23 protein-coding genes are annotated in these 22,750 nt (G+C 61.9%); 17 read left to right on the forward strand and 6 right to left on the reverse strand.

Annotated features, from left to right (window positions below):
* Positions 1 to 2: 2 nt before the first annotated feature.
* The 5 genes from ACOYYX_RS09520 to ACOYYX_RS09540 all read left to right on the forward strand — a co-directional run bounded on the left by ACOYYX_RS09520 (position 3) and on the right by ACOYYX_RS09540 (position 6,030).
* Positions 3 to 983 (forward strand): IS630 family transposase, encoded by a 981-nt coding sequence (locus ACOYYX_RS09520; RefSeq protein WP_422929688.1) that lies wholly within the window; start codon positions 3 to 5, stop codon positions 981 to 983.
* A 445-nt stretch (positions 984 to 1,428) separates the two neighbouring features.
* The gene (locus tag ACOYYX_RS09525; RefSeq protein WP_422929689.1) at positions 1,429 to 1,794 is read left to right on the forward strand and encodes a hypothetical protein; all 366 of its coding nucleotides are present in this window, start codon (positions 1,429 to 1,431) and stop codon (positions 1,792 to 1,794) included.
* 801 nt (positions 1,795 to 2,595) lie between these two features.
* Positions 2,596 to 5,136 carry a hypothetical protein gene (locus ACOYYX_RS09530; protein WP_422929690.1) on the forward strand — a complete coding sequence of 847 codons (2,541 nt, stop codon included), beginning with the start codon at positions 2,596 to 2,598 and terminating at the stop codon, positions 5,134 to 5,136.
* A gap of 13 nt (positions 5,137 to 5,149) precedes the next feature.
* Complete coding sequence (locus ACOYYX_RS09535; protein ID WP_422929691.1) at positions 5,150 to 5,593, forward strand: hypothetical protein; 444 nt, start codon at positions 5,150 to 5,152, stop codon at positions 5,591 to 5,593.
* A 26-nt stretch (positions 5,594 to 5,619) separates the two neighbouring features.
* Positions 5,620 to 6,030 (forward strand): hypothetical protein, encoded by a 411-nt coding sequence (locus tag ACOYYX_RS09540; RefSeq protein WP_422929692.1) that lies wholly within the window; start codon positions 5,620 to 5,622, stop codon positions 6,028 to 6,030.
* A 190-nt stretch (positions 6,031 to 6,220) separates the two neighbouring features.
* On the opposite strand, the gene ACOYYX_RS09545 is transcribed toward ACOYYX_RS09540, so the two are convergent.
* Both ACOYYX_RS09545 and mobF read right to left on the reverse strand, forming a co-directional pair.
* On the reverse strand, positions 6,221 to 6,703 hold the full coding sequence (locus ACOYYX_RS09545; protein ID WP_422929693.1) for a hypothetical protein: 483 nt from the start codon (positions 6,701 to 6,703) through the stop codon (positions 6,221 to 6,223).
* The gene (gene mobF, locus ACOYYX_RS09550) at positions 6,693 to 9,458 is read right to left on the reverse strand and encodes a MobF family relaxase (RefSeq protein WP_422929694.1); all 2,766 of its coding nucleotides are present in this window, start codon (positions 9,456 to 9,458) and stop codon (positions 6,693 to 6,695) included. The genes ACOYYX_RS09545 and mobF overlap by 11 nt, the downstream gene beginning before the upstream one ends.
* A gap of 488 nt (positions 9,459 to 9,946) precedes the next feature.
* On the opposite strand from mobF, the gene ACOYYX_RS09555 reads away from it, so the two are divergent.
* The 3 genes from ACOYYX_RS09555 (at position 9,947) to ACOYYX_RS09565 (ending at position 12,509) form a co-directional block, all read left to right on the forward strand.
* Positions 9,947 to 10,219, forward strand: coding sequence for a hypothetical protein (locus tag ACOYYX_RS09555; RefSeq protein ID WP_422929695.1), 273 nt, complete (start codon positions 9,947 to 9,949; stop codon positions 10,217 to 10,219).
* Positions 10,220 to 10,281: 62 nt separating this feature from the next.
* Positions 10,282 to 10,572, forward strand: coding sequence for a hypothetical protein (locus ACOYYX_RS09560; protein WP_422929696.1), 291 nt, complete (start codon positions 10,282 to 10,284; stop codon positions 10,570 to 10,572).
* A gap of 71 nt (positions 10,573 to 10,643) precedes the next feature.
* Entirely contained in the window at positions 10,644 to 12,509 is a 1,866-nt protein-coding gene (locus ACOYYX_RS09565; protein WP_422929697.1) for a ParB N-terminal domain-containing protein, read from the forward strand.
* Between the two features lie 87 nt (positions 12,510 to 12,596).
* Here the strand turns inward: ACOYYX_RS09565 and ACOYYX_RS09570 are convergent, their stop codons facing one another.
* On the reverse strand, positions 12,597 to 12,986 hold the full coding sequence (locus ACOYYX_RS09570; RefSeq protein ID WP_422929698.1) for a hypothetical protein: 390 nt from the start codon (positions 12,984 to 12,986) through the stop codon (positions 12,597 to 12,599).
* Positions 12,987 to 13,212: 226 nt separating this feature from the next.
* Positions 13,213 to 14,184: a tyrosine-type recombinase/integrase gene (locus ACOYYX_RS09575; protein WP_422929699.1), complete on the reverse strand. Its 972-nt coding sequence runs from the start codon at positions 14,182 to 14,184 to the stop codon at positions 13,213 to 13,215.
* Between the two features lie 203 nt (positions 14,185 to 14,387).
* Here ACOYYX_RS09575 and ACOYYX_RS09580 point away from each other — a divergent pair, with 203 nt between their 5' ends.
* From ACOYYX_RS09580 to ACOYYX_RS09600, 5 genes are all read left to right on the forward strand, one after another.
* Complete coding sequence (locus ACOYYX_RS09580) at positions 14,388 to 16,049, forward strand: hypothetical protein (RefSeq protein ID WP_422929700.1); 1,662 nt, start codon at positions 14,388 to 14,390, stop codon at positions 16,047 to 16,049.
* A complete protein-coding gene (locus ACOYYX_RS09585; protein ID WP_422929701.1) occupies positions 16,010 to 16,339 on the forward strand; it encodes a hypothetical protein in 330 nt (109 codons plus the stop codon). The genes ACOYYX_RS09580 and ACOYYX_RS09585 overlap by 40 nt, the downstream gene beginning before the upstream one ends.
* A 220-nt stretch (positions 16,340 to 16,559) precedes the next feature.
* A complete protein-coding gene (locus tag ACOYYX_RS09590; RefSeq protein WP_422929702.1) occupies positions 16,560 to 16,874 on the forward strand; it encodes a hypothetical protein in 315 nt (104 codons plus the stop codon).
* A 492-nt stretch (positions 16,875 to 17,366) separates the two neighbouring features.
* Positions 17,367 to 17,585 (forward strand): hypothetical protein, encoded by a 219-nt coding sequence (locus ACOYYX_RS09595; protein WP_422929703.1) that lies wholly within the window; start codon positions 17,367 to 17,369, stop codon positions 17,583 to 17,585.
* 304 nt (positions 17,586 to 17,889) lie between these two features.
* Complete coding sequence (locus ACOYYX_RS09600) at positions 17,890 to 18,360, forward strand: hypothetical protein (protein ID WP_422929704.1); 471 nt, start codon at positions 17,890 to 17,892, stop codon at positions 18,358 to 18,360.
* A 274-nt stretch (positions 18,361 to 18,634) separates the two neighbouring features.
* Here the strand turns inward: ACOYYX_RS09600 and ACOYYX_RS09605 are convergent, their stop codons facing one another.
* Positions 18,635 to 19,066 (reverse strand): type II toxin-antitoxin system VapC family toxin, encoded by a 432-nt coding sequence (locus ACOYYX_RS09605; protein ID WP_422929705.1) that lies wholly within the window; start codon positions 19,064 to 19,066, stop codon positions 18,635 to 18,637.
* Positions 19,063 to 19,302, reverse strand: coding sequence for a type II toxin-antitoxin system prevent-host-death family antitoxin (locus ACOYYX_RS09610; RefSeq protein ID WP_422929706.1), 240 nt, complete (start codon positions 19,300 to 19,302; stop codon positions 19,063 to 19,065). Before ACOYYX_RS09610 ends, ACOYYX_RS09605 begins: the two co-directional genes overlap by 4 nt.
* Before the next feature lie 270 nt (positions 19,303 to 19,572).
* Between ACOYYX_RS09610 and ACOYYX_RS09615 the strand changes: the two genes are divergently transcribed.
* From ACOYYX_RS09615 to ACOYYX_RS09630, 4 genes are all read left to right on the forward strand, one after another.
* The gene (locus ACOYYX_RS09615) at positions 19,573 to 20,019 is read left to right on the forward strand and encodes a hypothetical protein (RefSeq protein ID WP_422929707.1); all 447 of its coding nucleotides are present in this window, start codon (positions 19,573 to 19,575) and stop codon (positions 20,017 to 20,019) included.
* A 28-nt stretch (positions 20,020 to 20,047) separates the two neighbouring features.
* On the forward strand, positions 20,048 to 20,743 hold the full coding sequence (locus ACOYYX_RS09620; RefSeq protein ID WP_422929708.1) for an AAA family ATPase: 696 nt from the start codon (positions 20,048 to 20,050) through the stop codon (positions 20,741 to 20,743).
* On the forward strand, positions 20,736 to 21,047 hold the full coding sequence (locus ACOYYX_RS09625; protein ID WP_422929709.1) for a hypothetical protein: 312 nt from the start codon (positions 20,736 to 20,738) through the stop codon (positions 21,045 to 21,047). Before ACOYYX_RS09620 ends, ACOYYX_RS09625 begins: the two co-directional genes overlap by 8 nt.
* Before the next feature lie 179 nt (positions 21,048 to 21,226).
* A complete protein-coding gene (locus ACOYYX_RS09630) occupies positions 21,227 to 22,159 on the forward strand; it encodes a replication initiator protein A (RefSeq protein ID WP_422929710.1) in 933 nt (310 codons plus the stop codon).
* Positions 22,160 to 22,750 lie beyond the last annotated feature (591 nt).

Consider the following 22,750-nt stretch of genomic DNA (forward strand, 5'->3'; position numbering starts at 1 on the left):
TTATGATCCGCATCCAACTCGATACGACCACACGCGACGAGCTCCAGGCGATGAGGCGGCAACACCTCCCGGCCAAGGTCCGCGATCGCCTGGAGATGATCCTCCTGGCCGATACAGGCTGGGACGCCACCCGCATCGCGGGCCACCTCGGCTGCAACTACCGCACCGCGCTCAACCTCCTCAACGACTTCCTCGGGTGCGGCCGCGATGCCCTCTTCCCGCGACGCCCAGGCCCGGCTCCCGATGCCGCCCGACGAGGCCGTGTCGCCGATCGCCTCCGCGACCTGCTCGCCGAGGACAGGACCTGGACCTCTGCCCAGCTCGCCGAGGCCCTCCGGGCCAAGGGCATCGCCCTCTCGGCACGCCACGTCCGCCGCCACCTGCACGGCATCGAGGCCGGCTACCGCCGCACCGCCAGCACCCTCGAGCACAAGCAGGACCCCGCCAAGGCCGGGCGTGCCCGCACGGTCCTGGGCCACCTCATCGACCGGGCCGAGTCCGGCATGGCGGAGCTCTTCTACCTCGACGAATGCGGCTTCGCCCCCTCGCTGCCGACCGGCTACAGCTGGTCCCTGCCGGGCCGGCGCAAGCGAGTCCGATACGAGTACCCGCAAGGCCGGCGGATCAACGTGCTGGCGAGCTACAACCCGTTCGGCCCGGCGCCGAGGCTGGCCTCCGCGGTTTTCGAGCGGACGTTGACCTCGGACGACCTGTTGGAATACCTGCGGTCCCTGCCGCCGGCGAGGGTGCCGCGGGTGGTGGTCCTGGACAACGCCGGGATGCACACCGGCAAGGCGTTCAAGGCGAGGCGGCCGGAGCTGGCCCGGCAGGGGATCTACCTGTACTACCTGCCGGCGTATAGCCCGGAGTTGAACCGAATCGAGCCCCTGTTCAAGCAGATCAAGCACCACGAGATCCCCCGGCGGAGCCATCAGTCGAGGGCCGAGCTGCGGGCCTCGGTCGAGAGCGGATTCGAGTCCTAAGGCCGGAAGCTCGGCCCGAAAACTGTAACGGGACTCAGGCCGGCTGCTTAGTACTAGGCTATGTCGGAAAACTCTGACCAGCCCCATAGCGATTGACCTGCCTGCCAGAATTGTGTGTACGGACACACACACCGAGAAGGGCATCGCAGGATGGTAAGGCATCGACTCACCGACCCTCAATGGGAACTCGTCGAAGACCTCTTCCCACCGCCCGCCCGCACGGGCCGCCCCGTTCCGCAAGGGCCCGCCCAAGCCCGACCCGAAGACGCACGGCCGCAAGTCGGGCGACGCCCACGGCACCCACGGCCACCGTCCGCCACCCCCACCCGAACAGGTCGCCGAGTGCCACGATGCGCACCTGCCCGACGCCTGCCCGCACTGCCGGGGCAACATCGTCGAGACCGGCACGGCCGACCAGTTCCAGACCGATATCCCCCGAAAGCCATTGATCCGCAAGTTCCGCATCCACTTCGGGCGCTGCGAGGCGTGCGGCAAAAGGACCCAGGGGCGTCACCCGCTCCAGACGTCCGACGCCTTGGGCGCGGCCGCCAGCCAGATCGGCCCCGACGCCCAGGCCGCGGCCGCGGTCCTGCACACCCAGATGGGCCTGTCGTACGGCAAGGTCGCGTCCGTCTTCCGGGCCCTGTTCGGCATCACCCCGACCCGCGGGGCCAGCGCCCAAATCGGCCTGCGGGCCGCAACCCGCCTGGAAGCGGACTACCAACTGATCCTCGGCGAGGTGCGGTCGTCCGAGCGGATCGGGCCGGACATTATGGCGATGGGCGAGCCATACGACCCACTAGTGGCCTAGGAGAATCGACATGTCGGAGTAGCGTGCCAACCTCAAAGCAAATGCCGCGGACCGTATCTGTGCCCGAGCTATCCGAAACAACCGAATCAGCGAATAGATCTTGCTGGCCTTGGTCTGGGCGATGGAACTTCGTTGATGCATCTCGATCATTCGTCTTGGCAATCAGAGTCATCGAAATTCAGCCAGAATCTATGCAGCCTTGCGAGAATCTGTCAGAATGTGGAGGTAAACGCATCGCCGGGCGATACCGCTCCTGTCGACGGCGTCCTCGAAGTAGGTCATCAGGAGAATGCGGAAGACGATACCAGGCAAGATTCTGGAGTTAACTCGCATCTCATGCTGATAATAATTCCATTCGAATACGTGCCTCGACCGGACCATCGAAGTCGGCCTCAAGAAGGAATGGGTTGAGGGCGAGGCAGAAGAGTTGGTCGGCGGACGGGAGAAAGGCCTGGTAGGATATAAAGAGAGCCACCTGTCGCTTTTGCAACAGACTGCTCAACATCATCTGATCGCCCGACACACTGGACGTTCAATCACCTAATCAATCTGTTTTGCCAGTAGAGAGGGGTTATTTTAACAGGCTGATAGGGTTTAGTCTGGCGAAGACGTGGCCTAGAATTGTAATCACGCAATTCAATTCAGCAACATCACAGATGATAAAATAAAGGTTGTTCTTCCAAGCCTTTGCCAGCCTTCATTGAAACTTCATAGCCGAATCCCCTTGCGAAGGCCTTGTACGGCAGTTCTACTTTTATTATTGCACCAGTGAACGAGACTCAATCAAAAACCAGGACTACAATGGATATCGCTTTTCTAAACAGCTTGATTGGAAGCAACACGACAGCGGAAATCTTGTCGCATCTGTTCGATATGGCAAAGAAAAAATCGATACCTATTAAATCGATACGTTACTATAGGCATCGAGTTCGTCATGGCGAAGATCAGCTTGTGAGTGTAGACTGTTATGGCCATGACGATTACACTTCCACTCAAATACGCCTGGGACGCATAAAGAAAAAACGATCACCATTTGAGCATTATCAAGTAAATGGATATTTTGACGTAGTTGACGAGCCAACAGCGCATTTCATCGTTTTCCAAATCGATCAATTAGCCGATGTTTCTGCTCAACATTCAAAACATGATGACCAGGTTTGGTTTCGCATACTTACAGATGATGGGTGCGATGCATATCTAGGGCGCGGCGTCGAACGTTCGCCTTGGGTGGATGTTCCTCTTCGCATGGCGAGCCGCGCACTTGGCAAATTATCTTGCTCTCTCAGTATAAATCGGCTGAAAGCAAACGAGGCATTGCCCTCGGTCCTGCACGAAAAGTTGATGGAATTCCAGCTGTTGGCTAATGTGGCGACCCCTTATCTAGAGAGTCTTAGATCTCTGGATGTAAACAGCCCGCTCGAAGAGGCCGGAAGAGCCATTTTTTCGTGCTCATCATACGAGCATTTGTATGATTATTGCACAAATCATCTAAGGACACTTTTGCCATTTGATTATGAAGCGTCTGACATTTTTATTGTTTCGAGAGACACTCTGAAGTTCTATTCCTCTACGGAGATCCGCGAAGATGGGGAATTCCTCATTCTTCGGGGCTCTTCTCACAACAGCAAGGACGTCAATAAAGAGTTTTATCGAAAGAGAATTCAGCCGAGACCGTGGTCCGCAGAGCCTTCGGAAGACGGCAGGGGGCTTACTCCTTGGGTTTGGCGGACGAGAAATCCGCTAAGACTTAGCTTTGACACCCATGATCCAACCTTTGCACGGCAACTGCGAGCTTACGAGGAAGACCCGAACAAACTCTCATGGGCAAAAAAAATAACTCCACTTGATCAGATTCGGTCGCTTCTAATTGTCCCTATTCACAAGCCAATTGTACACGCGGCAAATGAAAGCCACGGAGATCCTCGTGTTATTGGCGTGATTAGATTTATTAACAAGCAAGGCGACGAGATAATTGGCCCTCGCGAGGAAGTGCTGTTGTCGAGAATCGCTGACCGTTGCATCGGGCCAAAAATCATTTCTCTTAAACATGAAATTATATCAAAAAAGTTGGTCAAAGATCTCGAGAAAGTTACGATCTTTCGTCTTGATTCGCCACCACCCTTGGCCGATGAACGTACGGCACCCGACTTTAAGAAAATCTTGAATGAGACCATAGAGGCATTTTTTCCGAACGAGGGCAAAGTATTTGTCCTTAACCTATTCAGTGTCACGACGCAGGGCGCATATAGCCCTCTTCCTGTTCGGTTTCGTAGCGAAGTGATTCGGAACAACATACGCCCCTCTTTGGAGTTACCCGGCGAGCTTGAGATTGGCGGTTCGTTAACAAATTTCATACTCCATTGCGAGCGAGATTATGTGTTTATTAATGATCTAGATTATGCCGAACGTAGTGACGCGTATCACCGGCTCGGTTCAGAGATAAAATGCGCTTTGGGGAGCCGCATACAGTATGCCGGCAACACTTACGGAGCTTTCGTAATTCTTTCGGACCGCTACGATATAATTCCGGCTGTCTATGGAAAACTCGTTCACGTGCTTGCTACTCAAATAGGCATGTTGTTTGCGCGACGTGAGATGCTAGATTTTTCGACCTGTATTAACGGCCTCAAGCACGATGGGATCAGTGCGCTCAACAGGATCCGAGCAGGACTCGTAGATGTTGAAAAGTTCGTAAGTAATGATATGTATTTGCATTATAATAATATAATTGATTTTTGGGGGCACACAATCAGTGTTCATTGCCGAACAGGTCCCCCTACTCTAGATGAGGTATTCCATCAGAGCAAGCAACTCATCGGAATACATCGGTGTGCCAGATTGTCGATAGATCAAGCGTGGGCTGAAGTACGCGGTGATGGCTCAGCAGACGATGAGATAGTTGTCAATATCTCCGAAGAACTCGAAGCAGCTGTCTGGGAATCGTGCCTGACCGTCTGTTTATTCAATCTTTTAAAAAATGCTTGGGAAAATTCCTCGGCTGGAACTAAAGTTATTGTTAGCTCTTTGATAGATAAGCGAAACTTGGTTGTTAGCGTTACGAATTGGATTCTAGCAAGCGACGCAGATAGGCTTATCAAGGTTGAACGTTCTCTTGGAAGCGGTCTCCCAATGAATCATCCTGTGCCGTGGCGACAAACCGAATCTACAGGAATAGGGCTCCGACTTGTCAGACGTTTAGCCGATTGGCACCGAGTTCCGTGCGAAGTATCGCCAAATGGATACCGAAAGGGTAATTTGGTAGGGTCCTCGCATGCTGTCGAAAGCGATGAGCGATACTTGGCAATCGAGTTCACTCTTTACTTACCCTGCTGCCAGCAGTGAAAGGTTACGAGCCATGGCCTCGAATGAGCGGCGAATTTTAATCGTTGAGGATGACCCGTCGACGCCAAAGTTCCTTCGCAACTGGTTGGAGGAAGCAGTCGCCGCTTCTAATCCACCCGTCTCACTTCGGATCACAAATGTGGTGAAGTGTCATCTCGACGAATTTCAGGACTGGTTCGACCATGTCTATTTAAAAGGCAGAACCCCGGAAAAGTTCTTCCATATTCTAATTCTTGATGTTATGTTCAAAGCTAAAGATGGCGTCAAGCAGACTGAGGGAGGCTTCGACTTGTATCAATGGCTTAGGGAAAGGGGTATCAATGATGATTTTGACCAAGTCGTCGTCATCTCGAACGGGCATGAAGCTGCGTCGCTGTTCGCGCCTTTCCAAAGTGAGGTCCGTGTTATCTCGAAAAGCCACGGTAGGTTTGTCGAATTGTTCAAGCGTCTGCTGTAAATTTAATCGATTCTACAAGTAGGTTTATGACAGTAGAGAAGAAATACGAACTTACGAATGACCACATTACATTGCCGGACGAAAGCCGAGTCTATCGCATACGTGCCTTAATAACCTTTGGCTGTGGCGATAATCTTGTGCGAGCGGGTGATTACGGTGGTTATATTCTCAAAGAGTCCAATTTGTCTCATTTTGGTGCCTGCTGGGTCAGCGGAAACGCTATTGTTTGTGGAAATGCTAAAGTAGTCGAGGATGCTGTGGTCGATGGTGACGTTATGATTGGCGGCCATACAGTTGTTGGGGCGAGAGTTGGAACAATGTGTGATGGTGGTGAATTCGCCCCAGTGGCGCCCGAAGCAAAAACTCCTTCTAAAGGTTATGCACCGAGGATGTTCCGGCGAGATAGTTCAAAGCCAGAGACCGGATTTAGAAAGTGATCTTGCTGGCCATCTTTCCTTTAACAGTACATTGAACTGAATAACCATAAGCTGAAACTTTGTAGGTTCGACAGTTGGCCGGAAGCCCAACCGCTCGGCTAATCAGACTCCTCGACTCAAAAGTGGTCTCCGGTTTTCGATATCGCCTGCATCTTGTCGTACTTTATGAGCAAATGGCCGCTTGAGTTGCTCAAATTGCGATCACGTCGACCCGGATCTCTGTGATGACCGGCTGGTCGTTCGGCCCTCCATCAGCAGCGAAGAAATCTCGATCGGCTAGGCGAATCCAGGGGATTTTGTGCAGCTGGATCTGGTCGCAGATGCGCAGCAAGTTCCTCCCGCGCACGGTGATCAGCACCGGCGCCAGGCCGGCGAAGCGTAGCGTGAAGTACTGGCCGTCCTTGGAGAAGCCGAATTCGGAGTCCGAATCCAGATGGACATACTGGAAGAAACGGTACGCCTTGCCCCCCGTCTGGAATCCCTCCTTGCCCATGACGCAGGCCAGCCGCGTGAGCGAGCCTTTGAAGGGCGATCCGGCCGCCTTATACGGGTCAGATTGGGATGGCAGGAGCGCGTCCTGCTCGGCCCCTTGATGCCTCCCCTCGCCTTCCGTGGCAGGCACCGCCGGTCGACGCGTACGATCCAGAACGTCTTCCCAGGACTCAGCGGGCATGGGCCGTCTCCTTCCAGCGGATGGGCTCGCTTATAGCCTCGGCCGCCTTGTTGCGCAAGTAGCGATATGTGCCAGTAACGCGTTTGATAAACGTAGCCAGTTTCGTTTGGCGTATTTTGGGGGGCTCGACAGGCACTTCCCGGGAGGAGAACAGGGCATAGGCCGATTTGCGCTCGTTCATGCGGATGGCCGCGGCGATGAAATCGGCGAGCGGCATGTCGGTGAAGATCCTCCCCTCCTCGCGGCCGCGCGACGCCGAAACCAGCGCCTGCTCGGCGCCGATGGCCCCGGCCGAGCGGCGATTCATAGCGACGAGCACGACGTCCTCGGACTTGCTCTGCGTCGAGGGGCTGGTGTGGACCCAGGCATGCCTGAAATGCCCGAACTGCCGGTCGATGATGCGCCCGCCCGTCAGCCGCAAATCACCGCCCTCGGTGAATCCGTCGATCTTGAATATGAAACCGTTGTCGAATCGCCGCTTGCTCCCCTTGAAGACGCCGCCCGCCGTCGCCCGCACGGCGTCGCCTACGGCGAATAGTCGATCCTGGCGTATATAGACCCCGAAATGTTCGGGCTTGCAGCGGAAATTCGCCGCCCGCAGCTCCTCGATCGACACACGGCTGCCCTTGCGAAACGCCCCGGAATTCTGGTGAAACTGGATGACCTCGCTGCCGTCGTAGCGCCCCCAGTCGCCGCGCTCGGCCGGGGTCCAGTCGGCCGACTTCAGCGTCCCCAAGGCCACATCCTCGCCCGAGATGAGGCCGCGTTCCTTGAGGCGCCGCCGCAGGCCCGCGGTGAGTTCGTCGCCCTCGGCATGGGTGGGGCAGATGACGAGCACGGATTTGGGCTTGCCGTCGGCCCGCTTCTCGTCGATCGCCTCGAGATAGCGGTCGATCAGCGGGGCATGGCCGTCCGCCTGGGTGAGCCAGCCCAGGCCGTCGAACGTCTCGCAGGCCGCGCCGAAATCACCCCGCTCGATCTGCGACACTCCCCGATTGTAACCCTCATGCGTCTGACGATAGATCCTGGTGAGTTGGGGCACGGGAAGGCCCGCGAACGTCTCCAGGTCGTGGAGCACCGTCCCCCGCTCGACGCTGCCGTGCTGCTTGCGGTCGCCCACGAGGATGACGCGGGCATTGAGCCTGGCCGCCTTGCGGAAGATGCCGTCGGCCTGCGGGCTGGAGACCATGCCCGCCTCGTCGACCACGACGTATCCGTCGCGGGCCTTCTCGGCGAAGCCGTCGTCGATCAGGAAGCGGGCGACGGTATCCGCCTCTTCGAAGCCTTCCTTGCGCAGCGTGGAGCGAGACGCGTCGGCCGAAGGGGCGATCAGTATGCCCGGCTTGCCGATGCCGGCCAGCGCGGGGCGTAGGGTCCGGGTCTTGCCCGTCCCGGGCGCGCCGCGTACCAGGATGACCTGGTCGCGCGATTCCCAGATGTGACGGACCACGGCCGCCTGCTCGTCCGAGAGGCCCGCCAGCAAGGCCGAGCGATCGGCGTCAGGGTCGCCCAGGGGCTTCCAGCAGCCGCGCGATTGGCGGGCGAACCCCACGATCCGCTCGGACTCGGCCAACACCTCTCTCGTGGTGGTATCATCCCCCTTGACGAGCAGCCCTTGCCGCACGGCCGCGGGCATGATGTCATCGGCCCGCCCCGCCCCCATGCAGCGTTCCATCGCGGCGACGGCGAAGTCGTGACGGTCGACCACGCTCCTGCGATTGAACACATGGTCGATGGCGTATTGCACCGATGTCCCTACCCTCGCCAGCGGCCTGGGGTTCAGGCCCCGCGACGCCTGTATGATCGTGTTGCCGATGGCGTCCTTCTCCTGCGGCGTGAGGCGTGAAAGCCAGTAGCTGCGGTAATCTCCCAGCGACAGGTCCTTGCGCTTGTGGAGCCTGGAGGTACCGCCGAGCTTGTCCTTCGCCACGGCGCTGAGCGTCGCGGGGGCGTCCGGATCGCGCCGCCTGATCTCGCCCACGATCTCCGACTCCAGCGCGTCGATCTCCTGAGTACGCCGCGAGAAACGCTCGATCACCTCGCCCGGTATCCCCTTGATGTCCCAGCCCTGGTAGCTCCTGCCGCCCTTGCCGTCGGACTTCCAGCAGGTTTCGATCTCATAGCCCAGGTCGGCCACGCCTTGCGAGAAATGCAGGTTGAACCGACGGTCGAAATACTTGCGCAGGTCCATGATCGGCCGGAATTTGACCGCCTTCCACTCGCCCTCCACCTCGTCCCTGCACAGGTTGAATATGACGAGATGCAGATGCCGATGCCAATCGGGCATGCGGTCATCCTTGGTCGGCCGCGTCTCGTAATGCGCCAGTCCGAAGCCCACCAGGTTGCCGACGCGCCGGTCTTCCTGGCGGTTATCCTTGCGCACGCGCGTCGTGGCGTAGGCCTCCATGTCGGCGATCGTGGCCTCCGCCGCCGCCCACAGGGCGGTCGCGATGCGCGTGTCGCCGCACTCCGCCGCGGTCGTCACCCCCTTGGGGCAGTGCACATTGACGTCCCAGCCGGCGAGCCGATCCTCGTTCAGGCGGGCGGTGAGCTGCTCGCCGGTATGCGGGTCGAGGCCATGCAGCAGCCGCTTGAATTGCTCGAAGTCCGGGCCATCGGCCAGGCCCAATTCCTTGGCGCCCTTGCCTAACCAGCGGCGGTCGACATCCTCGGGCTTGAGGTAATAGCCGCCGTCCGAGTGTGCGTAATAGGATTCGGCATCTTTGGCGCTGGCGATGGGCTGGATGCGAAGCATGCGTGATTATTCGGGCAATGATCCTTGTCGTCAATCATTACGTGTTATTTTTTGCAAATCTGCTACCGGTCTATTCGATTGACCGGCTTCCGGATGCAGCCGCGGAGCATTCGGCGCACCGGTTCGCGCAAGCCCCTCGTCATAACTGGCATGCCACCTCCCTGCGAAGTCCGCCGCCCACCGATACCGCGGGTGAGGACCGGGCTGTCTGATCCCTGCCGGGCGATTCTGGGCCTTCCTTGTCCCGCCGAATCCGCCCCGCCCACGGCCTAACTCACGCGAACCTACGGCCGCATCCGCCCGCCGCAACGGGAAAAACGGCTTTCACGAAAATTTGTTCTCAGGGGTGTGAACCTTCCGTTTTTCCCATTGCATCGGGCACCGGCCCCGCGATGGGGCCGGTGGGCTAGGGCCCGTCTTGAGCGGCCGATGGATCGCTCCCGTAAGGCCCGATGGTCGGGCCCAAATTCAAGGAAAGGAATATCACTATGTCATCACCGGCACATAAGATCCGCTTCGGCAACCTCTCGGTCACCATCTGGCGCAACAGCAGCGAGAAGGGCGTCTGGTACTCCGTGAACCCCAGCCGCTCGTACAAGAAGGGCGACGAGACCTGGAAGGAGACCGACAGCCTGGGCTTCGATGACCTCCTGCCGATGGCCAAATTGCTCGACCAGGCCCATAGCTGGATCGGCAAGCAGATGCAGGCCGATGCCAAGTCCCGCAAGGCCCGGCAGGAAGCCAACAGCGACGACGCCTAAGGCCCGCGGGCGGGCCTCGGCCCGCCCGCAATTCGTATCAACGTCTCATCGAAAGAATGTTTATGGAAGCTCTTATCATCGCATTAAGCCTCGCGAAATTCTCCCCCGGCGAGATCGTCATTACCGCCAATGCCCACGCCCAGCTCGACCCGGTGGACGTGCAGCAGGGCCTGAGCCGTCACGTCCAAGGCGACTGGGGCGACATCTGCCGGGAAGACAGCGAGGAGAACGAATTGTCCCTGAGGGAAGGATTCCGGCTGCTGTCGGTCTATCGCTCGGGCGACAAGCGGTTTTGGATCATCACCGAAGCCGACCGCTCGGTCACCACGGTGCTCATGCCCATGGACTACTGAGCAAACCGGGGCGGGTGCCGCCCGCCCCGAACTCAAATCAAACCAAAAGGAGATTGTTTATGAAAAATACAATGCTTGAAGTCAACCGGCTCGACCCCTCCCCGCGAAATGCGAGGCGGACCGTGGCCAGGGCCGCCACGGAGGACTTGAAAGCCTCCATCGAATCGCACGGCCTGATGCACAACCTGGTCGTCACCGAGGCGGGGAAGGGCCGGTATCGCGTCATCGCCGGGGGCCGACGTCTGGCCGCGCTGCGGGCCTTGCAGCGGGAGGGCAAGCTCCCGGCGGATCACGCCGTCCCTTGCCGGATCGCCGGAGACGAGCACGCACTGGAGCTGAGCCTGGCCGAGAACACGGTCCGGCTGGCCATGCACCCGGCCGACGAGTTCGAGGCGTTCGCCAGGCTGATCGACGGCGGTGCGAGCGTCGAGCTGGTCGCCGAGCGTTTCGGCGTCACCTCCCGGCATGTCGAGCAGCGGCTCAGGCTCGGCAAGCTGTCGCCCAAGCTGCTCAAGGTCTACCGCGACGGCGGCCTGACGCTCGACTGCCTGATGGCGTTCGCCATCACCGATGACCGCAAGAAGCAATGGGAGGTCTACCGGTCGCTGGAGCCGTGGCAGCGGCCCGATGCCGCGCAGATTCGGGCGGCGCTCACCGGCGAGATGGCCGAGGCCAATAGCAAGCTCGCCGTCTTCGTCGGGCCGGATGCCTACCATGACGCCGGCGGCACCTCGCGGGGCGACCTGTTCGGCGAGCGTGTCTATCTCGAGGACGCACAACTTCTGCACCGCCTGGCTATAGCGAAGCTCGAAGCCGCCCGCCTGCAGCTGGAAACCGAAGGCTGGAAATGGGCCGAGGCCAGCATCGACTGCGATTGGAGCGTCATTCACCGTTGCGGACGCATCTATCCGCAGCCGGTGGGCGTGCCGGCGGAGCTGCTGGCCCTGAAATCGCAGGCGGAGGCCGAGCTGTCGGAGATCGAGCAGGCCCTCGAGGAGACGGGATCGGACACGCCGACCGATGCCCTGGATGCCGCCGGGTCGAAGCTCTTCGGCATCGAAGAGCGGATAGCGTCGCACGTGGCCTACGACCCGCAGGAGATGCGGGCCGCCGGCTGCTATGTCTCGATCCGCTTCGATGGCACGCTGGCCGTCGAGAGGGGGCTGGTCAGGCGGGAGGACCGCAGGCTGCTGGCCGCCGGCGATGAGCGTCCAACGAAAGCCGCGGGTACCCCGGGGGCACTCACGCGTCATCTCGAAGCCTGCCGCCTCGAAGCGTCCCAGCTGGCGGTCGCCAGGCACCGTCTGATTGCCCTCGATCTGCTGGCCTTCACCGTCACCCGTTCGGTGTTTGACCGGGGGTGCTCCCACCCGCTGGACTTGCAACTGCGAATGCATCGCCCCGGCGTCGAGGAGCCGACGCGAGCCGCAGAGGAATTGGAAACCGTCAAGGCGGGCTTGCCGCTGGGGTGGCTGAAGCCAAGGACGGAAGCCGAACAGTTCCAGGCGTTCATCGGACTCGCGGAAGGCGACAAGCTCGACCTGCTGGCTTATGGCGTGGCCCTGGGCCTGAAGCCGCAGCTGGCCACCGGCAACGAGGCCTCCGCGTGCGAGCTGGCATTGTCGCTGACCGATGCGCGCATGGAAACCTACTGGCGGCCGACCACGGCGAACTATCTCGGCCGCATCACCCGCGAGCAGCTTCTGGCGCTCGGTCGTGAGATCTTCGGCGACCCGTGGGCGCATTCCAGGGCGAAGGATAAGAAGGCCGAGCTTGCCGAGCAGCTCGAGCGGGCCTTCGCCGACCCCACGTCATACGGGCGGACGCCGGAGCAGGCCGAGAAGCTCAAGAAATGGTTGCCCGCCGGGATGCAACTCGGCGGATCCGAGCAGGAGCCGAAGCCGGCCGGGGCCAGGAAGTCCCGGAAGGCCGCATGATCAACCGGGGGAGGGCCACAGCGCCCTCCCCTCACCTGAAAGGATCTCCTGATCCTTTGCCGCGTTCACCGCCATCTCGGAGACCGATTACCTCATGTCGGAGCGTCCGGGGTCGACGCCGGATTCGGCGTCCCCCAGCATCGAAAGCAGCAGGATCGCCGCGACATAGAGTCGGTCAGGGACGCATCCCGTGGACTCCAGCGCGGCGCCAACCCCGCGGGCCCAATCCGAGATATCGGGGACCGCCCCCCGCAGCCGCTCGGCCGAGAAGTCGATGGACACGGCTCGCTCGAACGCATCATCCCCGGCCTCGCCAATTAATGCGGCTAGATTCTCGCCGCCGCACTCCTCGATGGCCACGGCCTCGCCGGCGGACATGCGCCGGGCGATCGCTGCGGCGGACTGGGGCGTCTCGGCCTCGATGCCCTCGAAGGTGATCCGCATTTCGCGGTAGAGATGGACGTGGTATAGCGTCATGGTCTGATTCCTTTCAGTGGTTCGGAGCGCTCGGCGAGGACCTTCCGGTTGTCGTTTCCAGCAGCGCCAGCGGTACCCATCACCGCGATTTGTTCGCCGGGACCTCCCCTCGGCACTCGATTCCCTGGTAGTCCATGGGCTGATCTTGCCGACGCGAGGCGTAACTGGTTAAGCTCTAATGCAGGATAAAGGACATTATCCGTAGCAGATTGCCCATGTCTGCATCTCAAATCGAAATCCTCCTCACCTCCTTCATCATGCTCTTTTCACGGCGGCGATCGTAGAGCTTCGTCGTCTTGATGTCCTCGTGGGCGGCGAGTTCCTGCGCCCGTTCGAGCCTGCCGCCGTTGTTCAGGTACATCGTGATCCCCGTGGCGCGAAAGGTGTGATTGCAGGTCGTCCTCGGGAGCGCCGCGGCCCTGGCGCGGCGCTTGATCATCTTGAGAGAGTCGTTCGACGCCATCGCCCTCGGCGTCAGCACATGGTCTCGGCCGACCGTGCGGAACAGGGGGCCCTTCCAGTCGTCCCCCATCCCGGCGGCGGCGAGGTAGGCGTCCATGTAAACCGCGGCCATGGGATGCGCCGGCACGCAATGGAGCTTGCCTCCCTTCTCATGCAGCCGGAACCAGACTTCCCCCGCCTCGACGAAGTAATCCTCCATCCGCATGCCCAGCACGGCGCCGATGCGGGCGAAGCTGAAGGCCATCACCGCGATCAGGGCACGGTCGCGCAATCCGATGATCGTGGTCGTCTCGATGCTGTCGAGCAGTCGCCGCGCCTCGCCGGCCGTCAGGACCGGCGTCAGGCCTCTCCTGATCGCGTACCGGGGCCCTCGCACGGAGGCCGCCGGGTTGAACGGCATGATCTGGCCCGTCACCAGCCAGTCGAACAGCATGCGGATCGCCGACAGGCACTGCTTCACGCTGGGTTTCGAGCCCGGATGCTGCTCGACATAGGCCGCCACCGTGACGGGCTCGACTTCGCGAAGCTCGAGGCCGCGATCCTCGCACCAAGTGAAGAACTTCCCCACCGCTCGCGCGTAGGCCCGACGCGTGTTCGCGTTCCGGATATTGGCGGTGAAGAATTCCACGAATCGCCTGCCCGCCTTCTCCCCGGCCCTCGTGACGATGGTCGGGAGCCAGCAGCTATTCCCCTGCTGTTTGGCCGGGTCGACTTCCCCTCCCTTCGTCTCAAGCATCTCGCACATCCGCAGGCCCCCCCTCCGATACAGGATAATGTCCTTTATCCTGCATAAGATCATGTCACGATATCGCGGTGTTGTGCAAGCGAAAAGACGTCATCGAACGCCCATTCGATGCCCCGCCCCTCGACAACCGTCACCCGAGGCGTCGTTGCCCGGGATCAGTCCATGGACTCTCGCTTACCGAAGAAGGTGGGACGATGAAATCGCAGGACCAATGCCCGGAGAGAGCGGCCGGTAGCCGGATCCCGGCGGCCGGAGGGAGCCGAAGGCGGCTGAAACGCAATAGGGCTCTAGCCCTCGAATCGCTGGAAGGGCGGATCGCCTGCGCGGCGGGCGATCTCGACCTCATCTTCAACGGGACGGGCAAGGAAGCCATCCAGGTCGGCTCGGTCGGGACCGGCGGCGCGCCCACGAACGATGTCGCGCACGCGGTTGCCGTGCAATCCGACGGCAAGATCGTCCTCGCCGGGACGGCCACCGTTGGCTCCGAAACCGTTTTCGCCGTGGCTCGCCTGGATTCGGATGGGACGCTCGATCCGGGGTTCGGCCAGGGCGGCATCGCGACCGTCCCGGTCGCCTACGGCGGCCAGTCCCAGTCCGCTGCCGACGCCGAGAGCGTCCTGGTCCAGGCCGACGGGCGGATCGTCGTGGCGGGGTCGGCCGCCGGAGATTTCGGGCAGTCGGCGTTCGCCGCGGTGCGCCTGCTGGCAAATGGGCAACTCGATGCGAGCTTCGGCAATGGCGGCCGGCAGACCATCGCCTTTCCGGGCAATGCCAGGGCTTATGCGGCCGCCCTTCAGCCCGACGGCAAGATCGTCCTGGCAGGCGAGGCGCAGACTGGTTCAGGGTCGGGAGGCACCCTGTTCGCGGTGGCCAGGCTCACATCGGCCGGCGTGCCCGATCCCGGATTCGGCCAGGACGGCGAGCAAACCGTGGGCCTTGCCTCCGGCCCCGCGCAGGACGTGGCGCATGCCGTGGCCATTCAAGCCGACGGCGCCATCGTGCTGGCCGGGGCGCACGCGACGGGGCTCGGCAGCAGCGTCTTCGCCCTGGCGAGGATTAACGCACAAGGCATGCTGGATGCGAGCTTCGGCAATGCAGGCGTCCAGACCGTCGCGCTCAGTGCCGGTTCTCAGCCGGCCGATGCCGCCAATGCCATGACCCTGCAACCGAACGGGGCGATCGTCGTGGCCGGCTCGGCGGGCAACGGTTACGGGGTGGCACGGCTGACTCCCTCGGGCGATCTCGATATGTCCTTCAATCAGACCGGCAAGTACGTGCTGCAATTCCCGGCCTCGTTAGGGTTCCTGAGGGCGGGGGCCAATGGCGTGGTCATCGCGTCGGACGGCAAGATCCTCGTGGCGGGGCAGGTGGGTGCGCCGCATGCCGATTTCGGCGTGATCCGCCTCGATGCGGACGGGTCGCTCGACGCGGGCTTCGCGGATCGGGGCGAGAGGATGATCCCCTTCGATTTGGGGACGTCGAGCTTGTCCGACGATGACGATGAGGCGAATGCCGTCGCCCTGTCCCCCGACGGCAAGCTCGTCGTGGCAGGATATGCGTCGCTCTCGGGGGGAGGCATCCAGGCCTCGGCGAGATTCGCGGTGGCGCGCCTGCTAACGGCGGATCCCGGTAATTCCACGCCGCCATCCTCCCCGCCTTCCACGCCCGCTCCGCCCACCGCACCGACCTCGCCGACGGCCCAGCCATCCACGCCCGTGGCGCCGTCGAAGCCGGTCAGGCCGGTGACGCCGGCCCCGGCGGCACCTCCTTGCCGCCCGGCTTTGCGCGGACGCCGCCGCAGATCGTCGGAGTACGCGTGCTGCGGGCTCGCAACGGCGCGATTCGCATCGTGCTGATGCTCGACCAGCGCATCGTGGCCAGGCCGGCGCGGCTTCGATCGGCCATCTCCGTGGCGGGGCAGGGGGTTGACGGCTCCTACAACCAACCCGGCCGGATCCTCGGGGAAGCCTACAACCCGCGGACGCGTAGCATCACTCTGGTCCTGGCCCGCCGCCCACGACTGTCGGGCAGCGTGCGCCTCTCCGTCCACGCGATTGGCATCGTCAACCTCCTCGGCCAGGCGCTCGACGGTGCGGGCGCGGGCGCCGGGGGTAGTGATTTCCTCTCTACCCTCAACTTGCCCTGATCGTGACACGCCGGAGGCCCGGGAGGAGGGAGACGCCTCGCCTCCTCCGGGTCGGCAGGTCGCGGCGCTCGCCGCAACGGATCACCAACTTGTCGAATGTCCTCTCGGTGGGGCGGCGTAGCCCCGCTGCGTTAGCCTCCACGCGACCGGCAGGGCGGCAGCGAGGAGGATCGAGCCTCGGCCACGACGTCGTGCTGTCCGGTAAGGATTTCGGTGCCCCATGGCCATCCGCCCGCAGAAGGTGATTCATGGCGTCATGCTCGGCGTCTACGTTGTGTTCATCGCTGGCAAGCTCGCGGATCGGGAGGAGATGGCTCGGCTCGCGCTGGCCGTGGGAACGATGTTCTGCATGTGCTGGCTCCTGGCGTTCGCCGTGATTTACGCCCGTGCGATCTCCTCCCGGAGGGCGAGGCTGAAACGCACTCCGCGCGAGTCAAGCTCGGCGGCTCCATTGCATCGCTGCAATAATTCCTTTCCTGGCGGAGGTGGAGGAACGCCTCCCGAACCGCAGTTGACCCGGGCCGAACTCGACTGATTCGGCATTGGGAGGGGCCACTCGGCGGTAGTAAGAGGCATTGCACTCGCACTCCCGGCTACCAGGCGAGGGCCCTTCGGTGATTCGACCCAGCAAAGCCCGGCCGCCTCTCGAGGCCCTCACCCGTTCTTCAGCCCACCAACCCTCGCCCGATCCGTCGCGTTCTTCGAAACAGCCACACCCTGCCCCGGACATCGTACCCTCGGCAATTATTAGCTTCGCACCGCATCTTTACGAGCAAATGATGTGGCTTGCGGTCGACTCACCGCCATTTGGAGGGGGCGTCGCCCCCTTCCCGCTGCAAGCCCCTCGCTTCGCTCGCCTCCGGCTAAACACGGGGTGTCCCCGGCCTTCCTGCGTTTCACTGCGTGCAGGCCGGGTGATCCCCCTCCCCATGCTCCGAGGCTTTCCGCTCCCACTCCCATGCTTCGCCAGCCGGGCAGCAGGCCAGGATGAGGTCCTGATCTTCATGACTCACTGACGGAGAACACGATGCAGAATCATTACCGATATTCAAAAGGCTCCGATGGATGCGACGAGACCTTCGACATCTACGCCATCGGCTCGCCGGCCCCGAGCCTCGTCATCCCCTTCTGGGATGACGAGGCAGTAGCAGAAGCCACCGCTCGCCTCGTGGTCGCCGCCCTTAACGCCTATCGGAGAGACAAGAAGCGTCGGGGTTGCCTTCGTCCGGAGGGGGGCCTTTCGTGACGCTCTTTCGCATGCATCTATACCGCGAGATGCGACCGACGTTCGAGGGTATCGAGGCGGACACGCCCCAGCAAGCCATTCTGGGCGACGAGCCTGCGTGGGTGCTTCCCCTAACACGGGCGGATGACTCGACGCTCGTGAGCCGATTCGGAAGAGGTTCGGGACATCCGGATTGACTGGATTGCTGGCTCATGTTCCACAGGAGATAGGCCGAGGTGCTTGATGCAGGAGGATAATTTCCTGTGGAACATGTCTGCAAACCCCAGGAGCATCCATCATGCGTGACAGAGTTCGTATCTATGCGGTGATCGAGCAGATCGCCTCGCTCACCGCGTCGAGCTATGTGCGAGGAGCCGGGGCCGCTCCCGAGATTGCCGCCACGTCGTCCGACGTCAAATGGCCGGACCTGTCGCGGGAGGAGAAGCGATCGCTCCTCGGCACGAAAGTGGATTGGAGTGGATTCGACGATCGGCACAGGACGATTACTGAGGATAATGTCCTCGCCGGCGCAGACCAAGTATGCTGGATGAAGCCGTTTTATACGCCCTATGAGGACTTCGCCTTCCCCCTGACCGAAGGAGAGAACGCCCAGTACTTGGAGGACATTGCAGATAGCTATGGAATCAGCGTCGACCAACTCGACGATTACTACGAGAAGCAGGCGGGAGAGCTGGCGGATCCGGTCGAATCCGACGACTACGACAGCGTGCTCGACAAGTCCGCAGGGCGGGGCAAATATCGTTCATCGGATCGCGATTCGGATCTTGAACGATAGAGCATATCCCGTCGAACCGGCCGTCATCGGTGATCACGCAATAGTCCAGACATCAGGGGCCGTGGCGTGAGACATCGAGCCTCCACGATCCACCCGCCGGCGTGAGGCAATCTCGCTCAGTTCGAGACCGAAGACGGCGAGCCCGCGCCGGCGCGGGCTCATCTCCCCACTCGCCTCATCCAGTCGCCTGACTCAACCGCTGGGATATGGTGCGGATGCCGCCCGGGGAGTACGCATCGGCCTTGGTTTGCCTGTCTCAAGCAATGCCGCAGGATTACGCCTCGGTAGGGCGGCTCCATGGGTCGACCACCATCATCCCGGCCGCCTCGAAATGCGCCGTGTTGCGCGTGGCCACGTGCAGCTCGTGCCGCAGTGCCGACGCGGCGATCAGCCCGTCCGCGGCGGGCAGTACGACCCCGCGTCGCCGTGCGGCCGCCGTTCCCTCGCCCCAGATTTCCGCCGCCTCCCGGTCGATCGGCAGGATGCGATCCGCGAATGCCGCGCAGAGACCGAGGTGCCAATTCCCGATCTGCCGTTTTCGGCGACCTTCCGCCAGCAGTGCGATCCCCTTGACGATCTCCCCCAGCGTGATGACGCTCACGAACAGCCGATCCTCGGGCAACAACGAAAGTAGCGAGACCACCGCGGGCGAGGCCTCGGGCCTCTGCAGCTCGGAGAGCACGCAGGTGTCGAGCAGGAGCTTCACAACTCGATGTTGCGCATCGGGCTCTGGTCCCGGACCAGGCCCAGTTCGTCCAGGCCCGGCCCCTGCATCAGGAATTCCATGAACCCATGCCGCTTGCCGACGGCCCGCTCGTAGCCCACTTCCTTCATCAGGACGTAGACTTCGTCGCGACGCCGCACGCGTTGCGGCCCCTGGCTCGATGCCCGGTTCAGCATCTCACTAAACCGATTCTTCGCGTCCGACATTTGCCATTCCATGGCCGACCTCCCGGCTAGATCATCTGGATTATTGTACTCTGGTGCATGCGTCTGCGCAACGCATTAATGGACGCCGGGGGCAACTGCCCATGCTGCGAGCGGATCCTTGGCGATGGCCCCTCCCCCCCCCCCGGATCGAGGCCGAATCCCGCGGCTTTTCCGGCTGCTGCTGCGGTTGGCGGATCTACAGACTGATGCCCTTCGGCGTGCCGAAGGCGACTTGAGCCGCTCAATCACCCGGATTGAAGGCCAGCCTGAAAGCAGGAAAACATGCTGACTTTCAGGCTTGAAAGCCATATTGCTGTCCGGATGGCTTGCCGGATTTCCGGCTTGCCTGTCATCTGGTTTGCCGCCAGGGTCGGGCTGCCGCAACGAGAACGGCTCGCCGATACCATTGCGCTTGGGTTCCTGGCCTGCCGGCTTTCAAGCCTGAAAGCCGGCTTGCTGTCCGGATGGCTTGCTGGCTTTCTGGCAGGCCTGACATCTTGCAAGCCGAATGGAAGGGTACTCACCGCCGGGCGGACGAATCTTGGGAATGACCATGCTGCCTTGACAGCTTTCTTTCATGCTTGCGCAACAGCAGGCTTTCTTTCTAGACGGCTTTCATGCCTGAAAGCCGTCTGGCCGGATGGCCGGAAGTCTTTCCAGCCATCCTTCCGTCAGTCACGCCGGATGGCCTTCCGTCAATCTGCCTGTCTGCAAATATGTCTTGCATGATGGCAAGATTTCCTCTAACGGTCTTCTCATGATCATTGCAATCGCCAATTCGAAGGGCGGGGTCGGGAAATCCACGCTCGCCGTACACCTGGCCGCCTGGCTGCACAAGCAGGGCCATCGCGTCACCCTCGCCGATTGCGACACCCAGCATTCGAGCTCGGAATGGGTCTCCGAATCCGCCCCCGGCGTCAAGGCGGTGCGGCTCGGCAACCCGGATCACATCCTCAACGAACTCCCCTCGCTCAAGCAGGAGGCCGATTACGTGGTCGCCGACGGCCCGGGCAGCAACACCGAGACCAGCCGGGCCCTGCTGCTCAGGGCCGACCTGGCGATCGTGCCGTGCAAGGCGAGCATGCTTGAGGTCCGAGCCCTGGCCAAGGCCACCGAGGTGCTCCGCCAGGCCCAGGACATCCGGCAAGGCCGCCCGGAAGCCGTGATCGTGCTTAGCATGGTCGGCAAGAACTACCGCCTGACCAAGGACATGAAGGAGGCGGCCGCCATGCTCAGCCTGCCGCTGGCCGAGACGCCGCTCATCTTGCGGCAGGTCTACGCCGATGCCCCGGGGCAGGGGGCGGTCGTCTGGGCATTGGGCACCCGCGCCAAGGAGGCGTCGGACGAGATACAACAGCTCTTCCGCGAGCTATTGCCGGACGCCGCCCGCGGCCGGCAACGCAAGCAGGCTCGCGTCCTGGAAGCGCTCGAGACGGGGGGGAAGGATGGCTGAACGACGTGCGCTCGCCGACGGCCTCAAGGCCGCCGATCCGATCAAGGCGAAGGAGGAGGAATTCGTCTACGGTGCCCGCGGGGCTGCCGCGCAGGAGACTGCGCCGGCCACGCCCCCGCTGCCCGCGGCCCCGCCCGTGCAGGGGAGGGTGCCGATCAGTACGCGCATGCGTGCCGACTTGGCCACCGCCCTCAAGCGCGCATCGCTCGAACGCCAGCTCGCGGGCGTCGAGCCGAATACCTTGCAGGACATCCTGGAGGAAGCCATCGAACCCTGGCTGCGCGCGAACGGATACCTGGCCTGAGCGGGCCTTCGCATCGAAGGCGGCCCCCTGCTGGACACCTCCTGCCATCGATTCACGTTTCCCTTGAATGATGAGGGCGGGAGGTCTAAGGTCGGCGGGAGCCCGAGCATCCCGCCCGCGTCGGCATCCTGCGAGGGGCGGGGGCATGGCTCCTGAGCCAATCAACGAAGAAGCATACCATGTCGAGACGTCTTCCGCCCCGGGGCGATCACCAGCCCGACCTATTCGCCGCGAGCTTCGCGGACATACCGATCCGAGACCAGCGCGACACGATGGAGCGTCCCTTCTTCAGCCTGGCCAAGAAGACGCGTTATGCCCCGATCGAATACCATGTCGGGGATGTGTGGGTCGAGGTGAGCGCCAATCCGAAATTCGGCCTGGCGACCATCTGGGACGCCGACATCCTCATCTGGGCCTCCACCCAGATCACCGAGGCGCTCGATCGCGGGCTCTCGCCCAGCCGGACGCTGCACTTCCACCCGCACAACCTCCTGAAATCGATCCGCAGGCCGACCGGCGGTGAGCATTATAAGCGGCTGCGCGCGGCGCTCGAACGCCTCACGCACACGGCGGTGCGGACCAATATCCGCGCCGAGGGCCGCAAGAACAAGACCGCCTCCTTCCACTGGCTGGAGAGCTGGACCGAGGTCAACGACGACCAGACCGGGGACACGATGGGGATGACCCTGACCCTGCCCGACTGGCTCTTCAACGGCATCGTCATGAAGGGCGGGGTGCTCACCATCCACGAGGACTATTTCCTGATCACCGGGGGCATCGAGCGCTGGCTCTACCGCGTGGCCCGCAAGCATGCCGGTCACCAGGAGATGGGCTGGCAGTTCACCATGCGCCAGCTCTACGAGAAGTCCGGATCCGCCTCGCGTTTTTCCGACTTCGCCATCGACGTGCGCAAGGTCGTCGAGTCGAACGCCCTGCCCGAATATGCCTGCCTGACCCACAAGAACGAGGAGGGGGAGGAAGTCCTGCATTTCGTCCGCCGCGACACGCTGCTGACGACCGATCCGCATTACGAGAGCCCCCGGCCTCGTCGGCGCCGTACCGGGGAAGGGATCGTAGCGAAATCCTTGAAATTCAGCGCCTTGACCGATTAGCGATTCGGCCTATTGGGCGCAAATCGGGCCTTTTTCGCCGCGCCCGCGTGACCAGGCGTGGGCCCACGCTGCGCCTGCCGCCCGGCAAGGTCCTGAATTTGATCATAAATCGCGCAAGGATCGGCCGAGAGCGCCCCCCCAGGGCGCCTGCCGGCCCGGCACGGCCTATTAGGCGCAGGTTTCCGGCGGCGATGAGGGCAGGGGGCTCGTCCTCCCGCCTGTGAATTAGCACGGCCTATTGGGCGCAACCGACTCGGCCTATTGGGCGCAATCCGGCACGGCCCATTGGGCGCAAGAGCACGGCCTATTAGGCGCACGGATCGGCGATTTGCCGAATGTTATCAACGAGATATCGGACGCCTAACTGTTTAACTTAAATATATTTATAACCTACTTAACGCGTCCTGCCTGTGGATATCCCTCGCCGCGGTCATCGCATCTTGCGTGCGTGGGCCTCAAGCGTCGGGCCATTTAACGGGCGAGCCGGGGAGGGCAGGGAGATAGGCCTCGCATTTAGCGATTGCGCAACACCTCCAATCGTCGTATGCAGCTAGAAACAGCGCCCCGGCCCGCATGTCCTACCCCTTCGAC

This window comes from Singulisphaera chitinilytica, from assembly GCF_049331405.1.
Taxonomy (GTDB): Bacteria; Planctomycetota; Planctomycetia; order Isosphaerales; family Isosphaeraceae; genus PoT.

Bases quoted from the DNA above. Each gene is read 5' to 3' on its own strand.
- ACOYYX_RS09540 (WP_422929692.1), top strand. From the start codon at position 5,620: ATGACAGTAGAGAAGAAATACGAACTTACGAATGACCACATTACATTG.
- ACOYYX_RS09520 (WP_422929688.1), top strand. From the start codon at position 3: ATGATCCGCATCCAACTCGATACGACCACACGCGACGAGCTCCAGGCG.
- ACOYYX_RS09620 (WP_422929708.1), top strand. From the start codon at position 20,048: ATGATCATTGCAATCGCCAATTCGAAGGGCGGGGTCGGGAAATCCACG.
- ACOYYX_RS09575 (WP_422929699.1), bottom strand. From the start codon at position 14,184: ATGCTTGAGACGAAGGGAGGGGAAGTCGACCCGGCCAAACAGCAGGGG.
- ACOYYX_RS09610 (WP_422929706.1), bottom strand. From the start codon at position 19,302: ATGGAATGGCAAATGTCGGACGCGAAGAATCGGTTTAGTGAGATGCTG.
- ACOYYX_RS09580 (WP_422929700.1), top strand. From the start codon at position 14,388: ATGAAATCGCAGGACCAATGCCCGGAGAGAGCGGCCGGTAGCCGGATC.
- ACOYYX_RS09595 (WP_422929703.1), top strand. From the start codon at position 17,367: ATGCAGAATCATTACCGATATTCAAAAGGCTCCGATGGATGCGACGAG.
- ACOYYX_RS09615 (WP_422929707.1), top strand. From the start codon at position 19,573: ATGCTGACTTTCAGGCTTGAAAGCCATATTGCTGTCCGGATGGCTTGC.
- mobF (WP_422929694.1), bottom strand. From the start codon at position 9,458: ATGCTTCGCATCCAGCCCATCGCCAGCGCCAAAGATGCCGAATCCTAT.
- ACOYYX_RS09545 (WP_422929693.1), bottom strand. From the start codon at position 6,703: ATGCCCGCTGAGTCCTGGGAAGACGTTCTGGATCGTACGCGTCGACCG.
- ACOYYX_RS09625 (WP_422929709.1), top strand. From the start codon at position 20,736: ATGGCTGAACGACGTGCGCTCGCCGACGGCCTCAAGGCCGCCGATCCG.
- ACOYYX_RS09555 (WP_422929695.1), top strand. From the start codon at position 9,947: ATGTCATCACCGGCACATAAGATCCGCTTCGGCAACCTCTCGGTCACC.
- ACOYYX_RS09530 (WP_422929690.1), top strand. From the start codon at position 2,596: ATGGATATCGCTTTTCTAAACAGCTTGATTGGAAGCAACACGACAGCG.
- ACOYYX_RS09630 (WP_422929710.1), top strand. From the start codon at position 21,227: ATGTCGAGACGTCTTCCGCCCCGGGGCGATCACCAGCCCGACCTATTC.
- ACOYYX_RS09560 (WP_422929696.1), top strand. From the start codon at position 10,282: ATGGAAGCTCTTATCATCGCATTAAGCCTCGCGAAATTCTCCCCCGGC.
- ACOYYX_RS09590 (WP_422929702.1), top strand. From the start codon at position 16,560: ATGGCCATCCGCCCGCAGAAGGTGATTCATGGCGTCATGCTCGGCGTC.
- ACOYYX_RS09570 (WP_422929698.1), bottom strand. From the start codon at position 12,986: ATGACGCTATACCACGTCCATCTCTACCGCGAAATGCGGATCACCTTC.
- ACOYYX_RS09535 (WP_422929691.1), top strand. From the start codon at position 5,150: ATGGCCTCGAATGAGCGGCGAATTTTAATCGTTGAGGATGACCCGTCG.
- ACOYYX_RS09565 (WP_422929697.1), top strand. From the start codon at position 10,644: ATGCTTGAAGTCAACCGGCTCGACCCCTCCCCGCGAAATGCGAGGCGG.